Origin of the sequence: Cryptosporangium aurantiacum (assembly GCF_900143005.1) — a bacterium.
GTDB classification, from domain to species: Bacteria; Actinomycetota; Actinomycetes; order Mycobacteriales; family Cryptosporangiaceae; genus Cryptosporangium; species Cryptosporangium aurantiacum.
The window spans coordinates 36664-52809 of sequence record NZ_FRCS01000018.1; the positions used below are offsets into that span (position 1 = coordinate 36664).

At 67.8% G+C, this 16146-nt stretch carries 15 protein-coding genes and 2 tRNA genes; 3 read left to right on the top strand and 14 right to left on the bottom strand.

The window, feature by feature from the left end:
* Window positions 1-34: 34 nt before the first annotated feature.
* The gene (locus BUB75_RS36770; RefSeq protein WP_073264111.1) at window positions 35-565 is read right to left on the bottom strand and encodes a peptidylprolyl isomerase; all 531 of its coding nucleotides are present in this window, start codon (window positions 563-565) and stop codon (window positions 35-37) included.
* Between the two features lie 104 nt (window positions 566-669).
* Here BUB75_RS36770 and BUB75_RS36775 point away from each other — a divergent pair, with 104 nt between their 5' ends.
* Window positions 670-1500, top strand: a complete 831-nt coding sequence (locus BUB75_RS36775; RefSeq protein ID WP_073264113.1) for a hypothetical protein — start codon at window positions 670-672, stop codon at window positions 1498-1500.
* Window positions 1501-1555: 55 nt separating this feature from the next.
* Here BUB75_RS36775 and BUB75_RS36780 read toward each other — a convergent pair whose 3' ends face one another.
* From BUB75_RS36780 to BUB75_RS47385, 9 genes are all read right to left on the bottom strand, one after another.
* A complete protein-coding gene (locus tag BUB75_RS36780) occupies window positions 1556-2716 on the bottom strand; it encodes a magnesium and cobalt transport protein CorA (RefSeq protein ID WP_073264115.1) in 1161 nt (386 codons plus the stop codon).
* Window positions 2717-2907: 191 nt separating this feature from the next.
* A complete protein-coding gene (locus tag BUB75_RS36785) occupies window positions 2908-3204 on the bottom strand; it encodes a hypothetical protein (protein ID WP_073264117.1) in 297 nt (98 codons plus the stop codon).
* A gap of 16 nt (window positions 3205-3220) precedes the next feature.
* A complete protein-coding gene (locus tag BUB75_RS36790) occupies window positions 3221-4903 on the bottom strand; it encodes a sodium:solute symporter family protein (protein WP_073264119.1) in 1683 nt (560 codons plus the stop codon).
* Window positions 4904-5012: 109 nt separating this feature from the next.
* Window positions 5013-5585 carry a TetR/AcrR family transcriptional regulator gene (locus BUB75_RS36795; protein ID WP_073264121.1) on the bottom strand — a complete coding sequence of 191 codons (573 nt, stop codon included), beginning with the start codon at window positions 5583-5585 and terminating at the stop codon, window positions 5013-5015.
* A complete protein-coding gene (locus BUB75_RS36800; RefSeq protein WP_084742163.1) occupies window positions 5576-6691 on the bottom strand; it encodes an LCP family protein in 1116 nt (371 codons plus the stop codon). Before BUB75_RS36800 ends, BUB75_RS36795 begins: the two co-directional genes overlap by 10 nt.
* Before the next feature lie 588 nt (window positions 6692-7279).
* Window positions 7280-7352, bottom strand: a tRNA-Ala gene (locus BUB75_RS36805).
* 46 nt (window positions 7353-7398) lie between these two features.
* Window positions 7399-7527: a DLW-39 family protein gene (locus BUB75_RS47380; protein WP_218617989.1), complete on the bottom strand. Its 129-nt coding sequence runs from the start codon at window positions 7525-7527 to the stop codon at window positions 7399-7401.
* Between the two features lie 39 nt (window positions 7528-7566).
* Window positions 7567-7643 (bottom strand) — tRNA-Ile (locus tag BUB75_RS36810).
* Window positions 7644-7728: 85 nt separating this feature from the next.
* Entirely contained in the window at window positions 7729-8310 is a 582-nt protein-coding gene (locus BUB75_RS47385; RefSeq protein WP_218617990.1) for a DUF3566 domain-containing protein, read from the bottom strand.
* Between BUB75_RS47385 and BUB75_RS47390 the strand changes: the two genes are divergently transcribed.
* Window positions 8285-8953 carry a hypothetical protein gene (locus BUB75_RS47390; RefSeq protein WP_218617991.1) on the top strand — a complete coding sequence of 223 codons (669 nt, stop codon included), beginning with the start codon at window positions 8285-8287 and terminating at the stop codon, window positions 8951-8953. The two genes, BUB75_RS47385 and BUB75_RS47390, sit on opposite strands and share 26 nt — an antisense overlap.
* 34 nt (window positions 8954-8987) lie before the next feature.
* On the opposite strand, the gene gyrA is transcribed toward BUB75_RS47390, so the two are convergent.
* The 4 genes from gyrA to BUB75_RS36835 all read right to left on the bottom strand — a co-directional run bounded on the left by gyrA (window position 8988) and on the right by BUB75_RS36835 (window position 14798).
* A complete protein-coding gene (gyrA, locus tag BUB75_RS36820; protein ID WP_073264123.1) occupies window positions 8988-11471 on the bottom strand; it encodes a DNA gyrase subunit A in 2484 nt (827 codons plus the stop codon).
* 175 nt (window positions 11472-11646) lie between these two features.
* Complete coding sequence (gene gyrB, locus BUB75_RS36825; RefSeq protein ID WP_073264125.1) at window positions 11647-13602, bottom strand: DNA topoisomerase (ATP-hydrolyzing) subunit B; 1956 nt, start codon at window positions 13600-13602, stop codon at window positions 11647-11649.
* A gap of 228 nt (window positions 13603-13830) precedes the next feature.
* Entirely contained in the window at window positions 13831-14439 is a 609-nt protein-coding gene (locus BUB75_RS46750) for a hypothetical protein (RefSeq protein WP_178380080.1), read from the bottom strand.
* A gap of 92 nt (window positions 14440-14531) precedes the next feature.
* The gene (locus BUB75_RS36835; RefSeq protein ID WP_073264129.1) at window positions 14532-14798 is read right to left on the bottom strand and encodes a hypothetical protein; all 267 of its coding nucleotides are present in this window, start codon (window positions 14796-14798) and stop codon (window positions 14532-14534) included.
* 275 nt (window positions 14799-15073) lie between these two features.
* Between BUB75_RS36835 and BUB75_RS36840 the strand changes: the two genes are divergently transcribed.
* Window positions 15074-16021, top strand: a complete 948-nt coding sequence (locus BUB75_RS36840; protein WP_073264131.1) for an NAD(P)/FAD-dependent oxidoreductase — start codon at window positions 15074-15076, stop codon at window positions 16019-16021.
* Window positions 16022-16146 lie beyond the last annotated feature (125 nt).

A 16146-nucleotide genomic window follows, 5' to 3' on the forward strand; every position in this document is an offset into this window, starting at 1 on the left:
GAAGTTCCCAGGCGCGGTCGGGAGTCAACCCGGGTTAGGCCGGGCGTTGCTCGATCGTCACGCTCTCGATCACGGCGTCCTGAACCGGGCGGTCACCGCGGCCGGTCGGAGCCTGTGCGATCGCGTCGACGACCTTCTGGCTCTCCGCGTCGACGACCTCACCGAAGATCGTGTGGCGCCGGTTCAGGTGCGGCGTCGGCCCCACCGTGATGAAGAACTGGGAGCCGTTCGTCCCCGGCCCGGCGTTCGCCATCGCGAGCAGGTAGGGCTTGTTGAACACGAGGTCGGGGTGGAACTCGTCGGCGAACTGGTAACCCGGGCCACCGGTGCCGGTGCCGATCGGGTCGCCGCCCTGGATCATGAACCCGTCGATGACGCGGTGGAAGATCGTGCCGTCGTACAGCTTCCGCTGGCCACGCTCACCAGTCCGCGGGTGGGTCCAGTCGATGCTGCCTTCTGCCAGGCCCACGAAGTTGCGCACGGTCTTCGGCGCGTGGTTCGGGAACAGCTTGATCGTGATCGGCCCGAAATTCGTGTGCAGAGTGGCGTAAAGATCGTCGGCCACGGGGTAGTTCCTCTCTATCGTGTAGGCCCCATCCTGCCACGCTGGTACGAGCTTGGACCGACGTGCAGGATAGGGACATCGAGGACCCACACAGAGGGGGCAAGATGGTGTTCCGTCGCAAGAAGGCCTCGACGCTCGACCAAGCGTCGGCCAAGGCCAAGGAGATCGGTGCAGAGGTCGGGGCGGGGGTCGAGCACCTCCGCAACGCCGCTGTGGCGACCGCCGGGGCGGCACGGGACGCGGTCAAGCCGGCGGTCGGCAGCGCTCGCGAGGCGCTCGGGCCCAAGGTCGACGCCGCGCGGGTAGCCGTCGCCCCGAAGGTGGAAGCAGCGCGGGTGGCGGTCGCTCCGAAGCTGGAGTACGCGCTCGAACACGCCAAGGAAGCCGTTTCGCCGCGGGTGGAGTCGGCGCGCGACACGGTGGTCAGCACTGCGAAGCCGAAGGTCGACCAGGTCCTGATCGCGCTCGCGCCGCTCGTCGCGGCCGCGGTCGAGGCCCAGTCCACTTCCAAGAAGCAGGTCAAGAAGTCTGCGAAGAAGTTCGAGAAGCAGACTCGTGGCCAGCGTAAGGAAGCCGCGAAGCGGGCGCAGGAAACCGCTCGCGCACTGCGTGGCGAGCGGCGTCGCCGGTGGCCGTGGATGCTCGGTGCGCTGGCGGCGGGCACCGCCGTCGGTGCCGCTGCGGCACTCGCAGCCCGGCGTAACCGTCAGCCGGAGTGGGAGGAGTACGACCTCGTCGAGCCCGACACCCGGTCGACCACGAAGGCGAAGGCCGAGCAGGTGGCGGATCGCGTGACCGGCGCTGCGACGTCCGCGAAGGATGCGGTGACCAGCGCGGCGTCGTCGAAGACCGACACCACGTCCCACACCTCCGCGACCGACAGCACCACCTCGTCGGTCAAGGACTCCGCGGAGGCGAACAGCCGTCGTAGCTGAGCAGGATCGAGTGGCGAGGGGCCCGCGGCCGGCAACGGTCGCGGGCCCCTCGCGTTCACAACCACTCGGATTTTTTGAACAGCCGATAGAGGCTGAAACAGATCACGAAGATGATGAAGAGCACCATCGGATAGCCGAACCGCCAGGTCAGCTCCGGCATGTAGTCGAAGTTCATGCCGTAGATGCCGGCCACCGCGGTGGGTACGACGCCGATCGCCGCCCACGCGGAGATCTTCCGCATGTCGTTGTTCTGCTGGATGCCCGCCTGCGCCAGGCTCGCCTGCAGGATCGAGTTCAGCAGGTCGTCGAAGCTCGCGATCTGGTCGACGACGCGGCTGTGGTGGTCGGCGACGTCGCGGATGTAGCGCCGGATCTCCTGCGGGACGCTCATCACCGCGCCGCTGACCAGGCTCTCCAGCGGCCGCGCGAGCGGTAGCACGGCCCGCTTGAGCTCCACGACCTCGCGCTTGAGCTTGTAGATCCGCGGGATGTCGACGTTCGAGTTGTCGAAGACGCTGGCTTCCAGCTCGTCGATGTCGTCCTCGATCGCGTCGACCACCTCGACGTACCGGTCGACGATCTGGTCGACGACGGCGTGGAACACCGCCCACGGCCCCTGCCGGACGAGGTCGTCGCGCTGCTCCAGGTTCGCGCGTACGCCGCGGAGCCGGCAGGCGTCGCCGTGCCGCACGGTGATCGCGAAGCGCTCGCCGAGGAACAGCATCACGTCGCCGGTCTCGACGACCTCGCTGGTCGCGGTGAGCGCGCCGCTGCGGATGTAGCGGGCGGTTTTGATCACGACGAACGTGACGTCGGCGTAGCGCTCGAGCTTGGGGCGAGCAAACGCGACGATCGTGTCCTCGACGGCGAGTTCGTGCAGGCCGAACGTCTTCGCGATGTCGGAGAACTCGTCCGCGGTCGCGTCGTGCAGGCCCAGCCAGACGAACGCGTTGTCGTTGCGCTTGGCGGCCTCCAGCGCGGCGACGTAGTCCATCCGGCCGGGACGGCGGACGCCGTCGATGTAGAGGCCGCAGTCGACGATCGCCGAGCCGGGCGATCGGGAGGGATGCGAGTCGGCGGCGGTCGTGGGGCCACCCAACGGACGCGGCAGCACCTTGCCGAGCGTCCGGACCGGCGCGGCCAGCGCCCGTGCCATCGGCCGCGATCGCTGCCGATCGGAGTGCGCCTCTGTGGGCCGGATTTCACTGTTGACCATGCCGTCACCTCCGCTCGGAGTATCTACCCGCAGACCAACCGCTCAAGAATAGGCCGGGCGGAAGTCAGGTCCCTGTCCAAAGGATGACGTCCGTACATCGGATGTGACTCGGTACACGGCGCGAGCGCGGTACACCACTGGATCGATCCAGTAGCGCAGAGCGCGGGCGCTAACCCCGTGCCCCGCTGCTCTCAGGCGTCCGAATCGTGTTCTTCGGACTGAGCGGCCACCGACGCGGGCGCGTTCGGGCGCAGTGGCCGCCACCACGACCAGAGCCCGAACAGGGCTCCGAGGATCAGCATCCCGATGCCGGTCCACAGGTTGATCCGAATCCCGTCGGCCTTCTGCACCTCGGCGTCGGTGTCGAAGATCCCGAGGACGATGAGCAGGGCGCCGTACAGGACGAACAGGCCGGCGATCAGCCACCGCAGATCGAACAGGCTGCGGGACGCGGACTTGGCGTGAACTTCCTCGTCGGTTTCGGACATGGGTTCGCCTCCTAACTCAGAGGAAGATCAACGACAGGACGGCTGTGATGCCAAGTGCGGTGAAACCGAGCAGCTTCGGCGACTCCCACCAGCGGCGGACCTTCTGAGCATCGGCGGCGTCCGGGTTGTCCGGGTCGGGAACGCCCCAGACCAGGCCCTTGACCTCGTCCAGCGGCTTCGGCTTGGTGAGCATCGTGACAATCACGGTGACCACGACGTCCACCACGAACGCGGCGACCGCCCCCCAGAAGTTGCGGCTCTGGATCGACTCGATGTGCACGATCTCCGGGATGCCGAGCTTGTTGTTGAGCGTCAGGTACGCGAACACCGCGGCCGCGGTGCCGGAGACAAGACCTGCGAAACCAGCCCAGGGCGTCATCCGCTTCCAGAACACGCCGACGATGAACGTCGCGAACAGCGGCGCGTTGAAGAACGAGAACAACGCCTGGACGTAGTTCATGATGTTCGAGAAACCGGCGGCGATGAACGCGGTGCCGATGCCGATCAGGATGCCGATGACCGTGATGATGCGGCCCACCTGCAGGTAGTACCGGTCCGGCCGGTCCTTGACGACGTACGGCCGCCACAGGTCGTAGGTGAACACCGTGTTGAACGAGCTGACGTTGGCGGCCATACCGGCCATGAACGCCGCCAGCAGACCAGTCAGCGCGATACCGAGGACGCCGTTCGGCAGGAACTTCGCCATCAGTTCCGGGATTGCGTCGTTGTAGGTCGGGCCGCCGTTCTGGCCGAGCTTCGGGATCAGGACGAGCGCCACGAGCCCCGGGATGATCGTCAGCGCCGGGATGAAGATCTTCGGGAACGCGCCGATCAGCGGTGTGCGCTGGGCGGCCGAGAGGTCCTTGGCGGAGAGTGCGCGCTGCACCTCGGCGAAGTTCGTCGTCCAATAGCCGAACGAGAGCACGAACCCTAGACCGAAGACGATGCCGATCCAGTCACCGAGCGGGTTGGTGGCGTTGCCGACCGCCGTACCGCCCCACTGGCTGAACGCCGCGGCCCCGATGTCGGTGTTTTCGGTGACCTTGTCCTTCAGGCCACCCCAGCCGCCGACCGCGGAGAGGCCGACGACGACCAGCGGGATCAGGCCGGCGAGGATGACGAAGAACTGCAGCACCTCGGTGTAGATCGCGCCGGAGAGACCGCCGAGCGTGATGTAGATCAGGACGAAGAACGCCGAGATGAAGATCGCCAACCAGAGCGGCCAGCCGAGCAGGCTCTGGATGATCAGGCCGAGCGCGTAAAGGTTGACGCCCGCGGTGAGGACCGACGCCACGGCGAACGTCAGCGCGTTGAACGCGTGCGTCGGCCGGTTGAACCTCCGGCGCAGGTATTCGGGGACGCTGTGGACCCGGGTGCTGTAGTAGAACGGCATCAGCACCAGGCCGAGGAAGACCATCGCCGGAACTGCGCCGATCCAATAGAAGTGCACGGTGGAGATGCCGTACTCGGCGCCGTTCGCGGCCATGCCGAGGATCTCCAGCGCGCCGAGGTTGGCGGCGACGAACGCTAACCCAGTGACCCACGCGGGGAGTGCACGGCCCGACAGGAAGAAGTCCTCGCTGGTCGCGACCGCACGCCGGGCGAGCAACCCGATCGCGATGACGATGGCGAAGTAGATGCCGAGGATCGTGTAGTCGATGCCGTTGACATCGAGTTTTGCCGCTAGCTCGGTCGTCATGCGACCCACCCCTTCTGCTGAGGTCGGGCCGAGGACGCTGCTCGGGTTGCGGCTTCGCGGCCCAGCGGTGGGCTTGATACCCCGTGGTATAGCGAGTGAACCGTCTGGATCAGTGCGGGAGTAGGGCGTTCAGCGTGAGGTGGCCGAGCAGTTCTGCGGCGTCGGCGCGCTCGAGTTCGTCATCGAGGAACGGGGTCGCGTTCATCAGGCCGAATGCCGCGTGAGCGGCGGCCCGGGCCTGCGGCCGGTCCCACTCCGGCCGCACGTTCCCGAGGACCGCCACCCACTCCTCGACATACAGACGCTGGAGGCGACGGATCGTCCGCCTGCTGTCCTCCGGTAAGCGGTCGATCTCGTGCAGATAGAGGCTGATCACGGCCGGGTTGCCGAGCGCGAAGTCGACGTGGAAAGCGATCAACGACTGCAGGGCGGCGACCGGGGTATCCGCGGCCGCGGTCCGGCGGCGTCCTTCGGTCAGCAGATGCTCGCTCACCGGCGTGAACGCGGCGGCGAGCATCGCTTCCTTGCCGGCGAAGTGGTGGTACAACGCCGGGCCGGTGACCCCCGCTGCGGCGCCGATGTCGTCCATCGAGACCCCGTGGTACCCACGGCGTGCGAACAGGTCTACCGCGATCGTGAGGATCTCGTCGCGGCGCCTGGGCTTGGCCGGGGTTACGAGCACGTGCCGGTGGACGCCGTCGTCCCGCCGGCGGCCTGCGGTGGGTTCGCGGCCAGGTAGGCGTCCATCGTGTCGTTGCGCATCGCGGCGAACAGCTCCTCGCCCTTGACCTCGTCCAGCTCGACCGAAACACCGTACGGCGTCGGGAGCTGGTCGGTAGTGAACGGAACCGTCGTGCAGCGCAGGCTCGTCGGACGCAGCTTCTTCAGTCCGAGCGCGAGGTCGGGCAGGTCGACGTTCTCGTCGACGGTCACCGACTCGGCCACGGTCGTGAGCAGCCGGTCGAGTTTGACCGGGTCGGTCAGGACACCCTTGGTGGTCATCTTCTTCGCGACCGCCAGGACGACGCGCTGTTGGTTCTGGATGCGGCCGAAGTCACCACCGGGAACGCTCTTACGCTGACGCATGAAGTCCTGCGCGCCGTCGGCCGTGAGGAAGTTGCAGCCCTTCTTCCAGACTCGATCGGTGTGGATCGAGCTCATCGAGAACGGGATGCAGACCTCGACGCCACCGACGATGCCGACCAGCTTGCGGACGCTGTTGAAGTCGAGCAGGAACGCGCCGTTGAGCTCGATACCGGTGAGCTGCTGGACGGTCTTCGCGGTCAGCGCCGGGCCACCGTACTGGTAGGCGGCGTTGATCTTGTTCTTGCCGCCCTCCCACTTGCCGTCGTCGGACGCGGGGATGTCGACGTAGCTGTCTCGCGGGATCGAGACGATGTAGGACTTGCTGAGCGTCTTGTCGACGTGGGCGAGCATGATCGTGTCCGACCGCGTGCCCTCGTTCTGCGCGAACGACTCGTCCTGGGTGCGGTTGTCGGAACCGAGGATGAGGAAGTTCAGCGGGCCCTCGGTGTAGGTGGACTGCTCCTCCGAGAGGTCACCCAGAATATCCGCGCGCTTCAGCTTGCTCTCGTAGCGTTGGCTGAGCCCGTAGGCGGCGGTGAGCGTGCCGCCCGCGAGGACGACCAGCACCGTGCCCAGGATCACGCAGACCTTCGCCCACGGCGGTGCCTTCGGCTTTTTTGGCGGAAGCGGGGAGCGGGAGGAGGCCGGACTCGGTGGTTCGGCCGGCGTGGCCGACCGCGCCTCCTGCAGGCCTACTGCCATCACGCTCCCTAGCGTCAGTCGCGCCGCCGCCCGGGGTAGCGCGAGAAACAGCCAGAAGTGTATGGGCGCCGGCTCCCCGTCGCAGTGCTGCCGCACTGTGGACGCGACGGTGCGTCCGACGCTCGCCGCACCACAGCGGGCGGCTTCCCAGTCTCTTCCGGTCGATCGCCTGAATCGCGTCTCTCTACCGGCGGATTCGAGCCGCTATGGCAGGTACATCGCGACCAGTCGACAGGAGCATAGCCAAGGAGATGAAGAATCAAGCCAGCGATCGGAAGTCTGTGGATTCTTCCGTCCGAAGAGATGAGTGCGTTGTTACGCTGCGCGATTCTTCACTACGTAATGTAGTTGAATTCGGGCGTTGGGGCAGGTCACGAGGCCGGAATCTCGGGGGAATTGGCCACAGCAGGGCCAAGAAAGATGGCTTTTCCGTTATTGCGGGGATAGGGAACGGGTGACTCATTACGCACCGGAGTCACGCGGTTGGGGTCTTTCCCGGTGGCGGAACGCCGAGCGGGGCCGCGCGAGTGTTCGCACGGCCCCGTTCAGGGTGTCAGTCTTCGGTGCGGCGCAGCCCGCCCGAAGGAGTGGAGACGAGGGGAATCGAACCCCTAACCCCCGCCTTGCAAAGGCGGTGCTCTGCCAATTGAGCTACGTCCCCGCGTACGCCGTCGGCGAACCGCAGGGCGCCGTTACGGCGGGAGCTATCAGCGGTGGTCGGGCGCCGTGGTGGCTTCGTGCCAGAGCTCACGCTCGTCGCTGGCTTCCTTGAACTTCTTGGCAGCCACAACGGCGATGCCCGCGATGGCCGCGAGCACGAGCGCCTTCTTCCACATGGAGAATGCTCCCTTCTCCGCCCCCACCAATGCGGGCGCTGGTGGGGCTAGCTGGAATCGAACCAGCGACCTCATCGTTATCAGCGATGCGCTCTAACCGACTGAGCTATAGCCCCCGACGCGGACGAAAGATTACCCTACCCGTCCGCCCGGCCCCAAACCCGCTACCCCCGGCGGGGCAGCGGGACCTCCGGCGAGCCGCTACTGGTTGCGCTCGGCCAGCGTCAGCTCGACGCCGCCGACCAGGTCGGCACACACGTTGTAGATGAACGCGCCCAGCGTCGCCAACGCGGTGAACAGGACCATGTTCACCGCTCCGAGCAGGGCCGATCCACCGATCACCATCTTCGCGGTGATCGCCAGGTCGACGCCCTGGCTGCCGTCCTGGCCGGCCGTGACCGTGCTGATCGTGTCGTTGAGGCTGTCCCAGACACCCAGCGCCCCGAGGACCATGTAGAGGATCGACGTGGCCACCACGGACGCGATGAACAGCACCAGCGACACTGCGAACGAGAACTTCATCACCGACCAGGGGTCGACCTTCTTCAGCTGCAGCCGGGCCCGGCGCGGACCCCGGCTCGCGGCCGCCGAGACGGTCTGACGCGCCGAACGGACGGCCTCTCCGACCTGGACCCTGGGCGGGGCCGCAGCGCCGCTCGGCTGGCCCGCTGAGCCGCCGGAGACGGGCGCCGCGCTGGCGGCGGCAGCCTGCGGCGTACCACCCACGGCGTGCGCGGCCGGCGGGCTGACCGACGCGGTGGCCGGACGGCTCGCCTGCGACACGCTGGTGTCCCGGTCGAACGACGGCATCGACGCGGTGGCCGCAGCCGGGGACGGGGTCGGCGTCGGCGGTTTCGCGGAAGCGGTGGTGCGCGCGGCGGAGGTGCTGGTTCCGCCCCCGGACGTGGGGGTGGTCGGCGAACCGGACGCCGCGGCCGGGGCCGGGGTGGCCACCGGCTTGCCGTACGTGGTGCCCTGGCTCTTCGTCGCCGGCCGGGTGGCACCGTTGGCGGCGCCGCCGGACGCCGAAGCTGCCGACGCGGACGCCGGGGTGCTCTTCGCCGCGGCGGGCTTCGTCGGGCTCGACGCCTTGGTCGGCGTGGAGGCAGCGGCTCCGGAGCTCGCGGACGGCGTCGTACCGGCGGCGGCCGGCTTGGCCGCGCCGGTCCCGGCCCCGCTCGTGCCCCCCTGCGACCCGGCGGCCGGCGCCGGAGCGCCTGCCGCCTTGGTCGTCGCGGGCGAGGACGCGTCGGTCGCCCCCGGTTTGGTGGGCTGCTTCGGCGCCGTCGGCTTGGCCGACGGCGCGGCAGTGTTGCCGCTCCGGCCGGTGTCGCGCGACGGCGTGGTGGCGCCCCCCACGGTGGCTCTGCCCACGGTGGCCTTCCCCACCGCGGCGGACGCCCGGGCCGGGCCGCTCGAGTTCTGAGCGCCCGGACCGTCCGTGCTCTCGGAGTCAGTCATCAGCCGTCCTGTCCGTCAGGTTCGTCCTCGTTGCGCGCGATCGCCACCAGTGTCACCCCGGCCGGGAGTTCCATGAGCTTGACCCCCATCGTGTTCCGGTCACGAGTGCGACGAACCTGCCGCACCGGCGTCCGGATCACACCGCCGTTGGACGTGATGGCGAAGAGCTCATCATCGGTGGTTACCGCAAGGGCCGCGATGAGCCGTCCGCGCTTCGACACGATCCTGGCAGTCACAACCCCCTTACCACCACGACCTTGGACCGGATACTCCTCAATTGGTGTCCGCTTGGCGAAACCGCCCTCGGTCGCGACAAGGACATCCATACCCTCGCGAGCCACGTGCATCGAGAGCAGTTCGTCCTCGCCGGTGAACCGCATACCGATAACACCCGAGGTCGCCCGGCCCATCGGGCGCAGCGACTCGTCGTCCGCCTTGAAGCAGATCGCCTGAGCCTGCTTGCTGACCAGCAGCAGGTTGTCGTTCTCGTTGATCAGCTCCGCGCCCACCAGCTCGTCGCCGTCGCGCAGGTTGATCGCGATGACGCCGCCCTGCCGGTTCGAGTCGAACTCGGTGAGCCGGGTCTTCTTCACCAGCCCGTTCCGAGTGGCCAGCACCAGGTGCGGCGCGTCCTCGTAGGTGCGGATCTCGATGACCTCGGCGATGTGCTCGTCCGGCTGGAACGCGAGCAGGTTCGCCACGTGCTGGCCGCGGGCGGTTCGGCTCGCCTCCGGCAGTTCGTACGCCTTGACGCGGTAGACCCGGCCCTTGTTCGTGAAGAACAGGATCCAGTCGTGGGTCGAGCAGACGAAGAAGTGGGCGACGATGTCGTCCTGCTTGAGCGCCGCGCCCTGGACGCCCTTGCCGCCACGCCGCTGCGACCGGTAGAGGTCGACCTTCGTGCGCTTGGCGTAGCCGGTGCGAGTGATCGTGACGACCACCGGCTCCTCGGCGATCAGGTCTTCCATCGAGACGTCGCCGTCGTACGGCAGGATCGTCGTCCGCCGGTCGTCGCCGTACTTGTCGACGATCGCCTGCAGCTCCTCGCCGATGATCTGGCGCTGGCGCTCGTCGCTGGCGAGGATCGCCTCGAGCTCGGCGATGTCCTCCATCAACTGGTTGTACTCGTCGATGATCTTCTGCCGCTCGAGAGCGGCCAGCCGACGCAGCTGCATGTCCAGGATCGCGGTGGCCTGCAGCTCGTCGATCTCCAGGAGCTGCATCAGGCCGGTGCGCGCGACGTCGACGGTCTCCGACGCGCGGATCAGCGCGATGACCTCGTCGAGCGCGTCCAGCGCCTTGAGGTAACCACGCAGGATGTGGGCCCGCTCCTCCTTCTTGCGGAGGCGGTAGCGGGTGCGCCGGACGATGACCTCGACCTGGTGGGCGACGTAGTACCGCACCATCTGGGCGATGTTCAGCGTCCGCGGGACGCCGTCGACGATCGCCAGCATGTTGACGCCGAACGAGTCCTGCAGCTGGGTGTGCTTGTAAAGGTTGTTCAGCACGACCTTGGCGACCGCGTCCCGCTTGAGGACCAGAACCAGGCGCTGGCCGGTACGGCCGGAGGACTCGTCGCGGATGTCGGCGATGCCCGCGAGCTTGCCCTCCTTGACCAGCTCGGCGATGCGCTCGGCCAGGTTGTCGGGGTTGACCTGGTACGGCAGCTCGGTGACGACGAGCATCTGGCGGCCGCGGCGGTCTTCCTCCACCTCGACGACCGACCGCATCCGGACCAGACCGCGGCCGGTGCGGTAGGCGTCCGCGATGCCCTCGGCGCCGACGATCAACGCACCGGTCGGGAAGTCCGGGCCCTTGATCCGGGCCGCCATCGCGACGATGGTCTCTTCCTCGGGCGCATCCGGGTTGTCCAGACACCACTGGACGCCGGCCGCGACCTCGCGGAGGTTGTGCGGCGGGATGTTGGTCGCCATCCCGACCGCGATGCCGGCCGAGCCGTTGACCAGCAGGTTCGGGAACCGGGACGGGAGGATCGCCGGCTCGGTCGCCCGGCCGTCGTAGTTCGGGACCATGTCGACGGTGTCTTCGTCGATGTCCCGGACCATCTCCATGGCCAACGGGTCGAGCCGGCACTCGGTGTAGCGCATCGCGGCGGCCGGGTCGTTGCCCGGCGAGCCGAAGTTGCCGTTGCCGTCGATCAGCGGGTGGCGCAGCGACCAGGGCTGCGCCATCCGGACCAGCGTGTCGTAGATCGAGGTGTCACCGTGCGGGTGGTACTGCCCCATCACGTCACCGACGACGCGGGAACACTTCACGTATCCGCGTTCCGGCCGGTAACCGCCGTCGTACATGCCGTACAGGACCTTGCGGTGCACAGGCTTGAGGCCGTCCCGCACATCCGGTAGCGCGCGCCCGACGATGACGCTCATCGCGTAGTCGAGGTAGCTGCGCTGCATCTCCACCTCGAGCCCGACGGGCTCGACGCGGTCGCCGGAGGGTGGCGGGGTCGTCGTCTCGGTCACGAACTGCCTTCCGGTGTGGATATCGCTCCCGCGGCGGGGAGATTTTTCCGATATGCCGTTTTACGATGTGGATGAGGCTGTGAACAGTGTGGACAACTTCCGGCCCTGGCCTTGCGCAGTACGGCGCATTTGCAGCCCCTTACCAGCGTTTCCACACGACAAACATCAGATCGAATTAGATGTCCAAGAAACGGACATCCTTAGCGTTCTGCTGGATGAACGTTCGGCGCGCCTCGACGTCCTCGCCCATCAGGACGCTGAACAGCTCGTCGGCCACCGCGGCGTCGTCGAGCGTGACCTGGAGCAACGTCCGGGTCGCCGGGTTCATCGTGGTCTCCCACAGCTCGGGGTAGTTCATCTCGCCGAGACCCTTGAACCGCTGGATGTCGTCCGGCTTGGCCTTGGGGTTCTTCTCCTGCCGGAGCCGGATCAGACCGTCGCGCTCGCGGTCGGAGAACGCGTACTGGGCGTCGTCGCCCTTCTTGTTCCACTTCACCTTGTACAGCGGCGGCTGGGCGAGGTACACGTGGCCGAGCTCGACCAGCGGCTTCATGAAGCGGAACAGCAGCGTCAGGAGCAGCGTCCGGATGTGCTGACCGTCGACGTCGGCGTCGGCCATCAGCACGATCTTGTGATAGCGGAGCTTCTCGATGTCGAACTCGTCGTGGATGCCGGTGCCCAGCGCGGTGATCAGCGACTGGACCTCGTTGTTCTTCAGCACCCGGTCGATCCGGGCCTTCTCGACGTTCAGGATCTTGCCGCGGATCGGCAGGATCGCCTGGAACTTCGGGTCGCGCCCCTGCTTGGCCGAGCCGCCTGCCGAGTCACCCTCGACGATGTAGAGCTCGCACTCACGCGGGTCGGACGACTGGCAGTCGGACAGCTTGCCGGGCATCGCGTTGGAGTCCAGCGCGCTCTTCCGGCGGGCGAGCTTGCGGGCCTGCTGCGCGGCGATGCGCGCCCGGGACGCGGCCGAGGCCTTCTGGATGATCGCCCTGGCCTCGCTGGGGTTGCGCTCGAACCAGTCGTTGAGCCACTCGTTGCAGATCTTCTGGACGAACGACTTCACCTCGGTGTTGCCGAGCTTGGTCTTCGTCTGGCCCTCGAACTGCGGGTCGGCGATCTTGACGCTGATGATCGCGGCCAGACCCTCACGGATGTCGTCGCCGGTGAGGTTGTCGTCGTTGCCGCGGAGGAGCTTCTTGTCCTTGGCGTACCGGTTGACGATGCTCGTCAGCGAGGTGCGGAAGCCCTCGTCGTGGGTGCCGCCCTCGTGGGTGTTGATCGTGTTCGCGAACGAGTGGATCGACTCGCGGTAGCTCTCGTTCCACTGCATCGCGACCTCGACGGCGAGGCCCTGGCTCTCACCGGCGAACTCGATCACGCTCTTGTGGATCGGGGTGTTCTTCTCGTTGAGGAACCGTACGTAGTCGGCGATACCGCCCTTGTACTGGTACGTGTACTCGCGTGGCTTCTCACCGCGCTCCTCGTCCTCGCCGCGCTCGTCGCGCAGGATCAGCGTCAGGCCCCGGTTGAGGAACGCCATCTCCTGCATACGGCGCCGGATCGTCTCGAGGTTGTAGGTCGTGGTCTCGAAGATCGTCGGGTCGGCCCAGAACGTGATCGCGGTGCCGTGCTCGCTGGTCGCACCGCGCTTCTCCAGCTTGGCGGCCGGCTGCGTGTTCTCGTACGGCTGGTACCAGACGTAGCCGTCGGTCTTGATCTCGACCTCGAGCTTGTGCGAGAGCGCGTTGACGACCGAGACGCCGACGCCGTGCAGACCACCCGAGACCGCGTAGGACTTGCCGTCGAATTTGCCACCGGCGTGGAGCACGGTGAGGACGACCTCGACGGCCGGACGCTTCTCGACCGGGTGCAGGCCGACCGGGATGCCACGGCCGTTGTCGACGACGCGGACTCCGCCGTCGTCGAGCAGCGTGACCTCGACCGTGTCGCAGTAGCCGGCGAGCGCCTCGTCGACCGCGTTGTCCACGACCTCCCAGACCATGTGGTGGAGGCCGCGCTCACCGGTGGAACCGATGTACATACCGGGACGCTTGCGGACTGCTTCGAGGCCTTCGAGAACAGTGATGGAGCTGGCGTTGTAGCCGGACTTCTTCTTTTCTGACACTGAGTGGCCTCGGCTGCTCTCTCCACCGGCGGGTCCGGCGGCGTCTGGCGCAACAGGAATCCCATCGCCACGACGCGCCGACCGGTGTGAGCACCGGAGGAGCGCGGCGCGGCGAAGCCTGACACGCGCGGGTACGAGATCCAGTCTAGCCGTCACGTCCGACAGGAAGTCGCAGCGGCGCACCCTGTGGGCAAGCTGACGCTTTTGGCCCCCCGTCCACGTGGGTACCTACTGGGGCTGGCTGCCGACTTCGTACGACCGGTTTCCCGGCGCGAACCTGGTCGCTGTGGTAGTCGGATAGCGACCGTACCGTGAGGCCTCACCCGGACGGGCTCCGCTCGACGTCGTCAGGCCGGGTAACCGACGGTCGGCACCGGCCGGGCGGGGGCGGGCCGGTGCGGAATCGGGCTGTGGATAGCCACCTCCGGGTGCGCCGGGGTCGGCCGGAGCCGACGGGCCGGTGCCCGTCGGCTGGCCACCGGGCGACGCCGCTCCACCCGGCGCCCCGCCGGCCGCGCCACTCGCTGCTCCACCGGCCGCGCCACTCGCCGCTCCACCGGCCGCGAGGCGCGCGGCGAATGTGCGGAGCAGTTCGGCGGTCTGGGTCAACGGCACCACGGCTTCCCGCGCGCGGTCAGCGGCCTGGACGAGGTGCGCCGCCAGGCTCGGTGGCGCGGTGATCGGCGGCCCCTCGGGCTGGTCGAACCGGAGCGTGGCCACCGCGCTCGCAGCGTCCCGGAGCTTCTGCGACGCCTCCACCACGGGGCGCCGGTGCTGCTGGGCCTGGTCGGAGAGGAAGCGGAGCCGTCCGGCGATCCGCTCCAACTCAGATGACATCGGGCCGCCTCCAGGAACCTTCGGTGCCGGTTCGCGCGCTCTCCGTGGTCATTCTCCCACCGGCCCCGCGTGAATAACTGGGGTCGTCGCGATCACTCAGGCACCCGCGCAGCGAAGTTGCGGCCCTCGATGACCGCGCTGCGCATCAGTTCGATCGATCGGTCCAGCTCGTCGAGGTTCCGCTGGAGCTGATCGAGGACCTTTCGGTCGTAGCCGGTCGCCGTGCCGGCGATCGCCGAGTCGACCTGCGAGACGGCCTCGTGAATCTGCTGTCGCAGCAGGGTGAGGCTCGCCGCTTGCCGGTCGACCTGGCTCAGTCGCTCGAGAAGCCGTCGTTTCTCGGCTGCCGAAGTCGCCATGCCGGATGACTTTAGCGGGCTCGCGACCGACCGAGTTGGACGGTGAAGCGATCGGGAACGGTGTGCTCGATGAGATGAATGATGCATAGCGATCGCTGTCGATCAATGTCGATTTCGCTTGATCCACATTTCCACAGGCGGCCTGTGGATAACTCCCCGAGGCACCTCTGGGCTGCAGTCTGATCGATGTTGATCAACATAGATCGTCATGGAACGGGGTTGACCATGCACCAGGCCCGGGGAGGTCGGCGCGGGCGGGCTGTGACGATGGACGCATGGCGGCTGACGTGCAGATCATCGGTGCGGGGATCGCAGGGCTCGCGTGTGCGAGGGCGATCGTCGGCGCCGGTCACCGGGTAGTGGTCCGCGAGCGGTCGAACGTGATGGGTGGACGGATGGCGACCCGGCACCTGAGCGGCCGCCCGGTGGACCTCGGCGCGTCGTACTTCACCTGCCGCGACGACGCCTTCCGTGCGGTCGCCGAGGATTGGGTCCACCGCGGCCTCGCCCACCCGTGGACCAGCTCGTTCGCCGTTCACACCCCGGAGGGCCTCGACCGCGGCGAGGACGGTCCGGTCCGCTACGGCACTCCCGGAGGCCTGCGCTCGCTCATCGAGGACCTCGCGGCCGGGCTGCTGGTGTCGCTCGGCGACCCGGTCACCGATGTCCGCCCCGGCCCACGCGTCAACGGATGGCCCGCCGACGCCGTCGTGCTCGCGATGCCGGACCCGCAGGCACACCGCCTGCTCGACCCTGCCTGCGCCGCCGAGCGCGAGGCCACCGCGGATTCCCGCTGGTCACCGGTGCTCGCGGTGGCCGCAGGCTGGCCCGACCGACGGTGGGACGTCGACGGGGTCTTCGTGCACGACGACCCGGTCGTGGAGTGGATCGCCGACGACGGCCGCCGCCGCGGCGACTCCGCGCCCGTCCTGGTCGCCCACACCACTGCGGAGTTCGCCACGGCTCACCTCGACGACCCCGATCAGGCCGCCGAGACCGTGATCGACGCCGTCTGCGGCATTCTCGCGATCGACGAGCCGCCGAGCTGGACGTACGTCGAACCGTGGCGCGAGGCGCGACCGCTGGGGCCGCGCGCGACGTCGTACCACTTCGGTGACGCCCGGATCGGCCTGTGCGGCGACGCTTGGGGGTCACCGCGGATCGAGACTGCCTGGCTGTCCGGTCACCGGCTCGGCGTCGAAATCGCCCGCACGCTCGCCTGATTCCCGGCCGGCCGCTGCTCCCGCACACGCCTGCAACCTGGGTCGATCGATATTGATCCACATATCCACAAGACACCTGTGGATACCGCCATCCCGCGGAGACACCGCATCGATACATTGATCAA

Excerpts from the sequence above, each read along its gene's own strand:
- BUB75_RS36775 (WP_073264113.1), top strand. The coding sequence starts at position 670 with ATGGTGTTCCGTCGCAAGAAGGCCTCGACGCTCGACCAAGCGTCGGCC.
- BUB75_RS36780 (WP_073264115.1), bottom strand. The coding sequence starts at position 2,716 with ATGGTCAACAGTGAAATCCGGCCCACAGAGGCGCACTCCGATCGGCAG.
- BUB75_RS36785 (WP_073264117.1), bottom strand. The coding sequence starts at position 3,204 with ATGTCCGAAACCGACGAGGAAGTTCACGCCAAGTCCGCGTCCCGCAGC.
- BUB75_RS36790 (WP_073264119.1), bottom strand. The coding sequence starts at position 4,903 with ATGACGACCGAGCTAGCGGCAAAACTCGATGTCAACGGCATCGACTAC.
- BUB75_RS36800 (WP_084742163.1), bottom strand. The coding sequence starts at position 6,691 with ATGGCAGTAGGCCTGCAGGAGGCGCGGTCGGCCACGCCGGCCGAACCA.
- BUB75_RS47380 (WP_218617989.1), bottom strand. The coding sequence starts at position 7,527 with ATGTGGAAGAAGGCGCTCGTGCTCGCGGCCATCGCGGGCATCGCCGTT.
- BUB75_RS46750 (WP_178380080.1), bottom strand. The coding sequence starts at position 14,439 with ATGTCATCTGAGTTGGAGCGGATCGCCGGACGGCTCCGCTTCCTCTCC.
- BUB75_RS36835 (WP_073264129.1), bottom strand. The coding sequence starts at position 14,798 with ATGGCGACTTCGGCAGCCGAGAAACGACGGCTTCTCGAGCGACTGAGC.
- BUB75_RS36840 (WP_073264131.1), top strand. The coding sequence starts at position 15,074 with ATGGCGGCTGACGTGCAGATCATCGGTGCGGGGATCGCAGGGCTCGCG.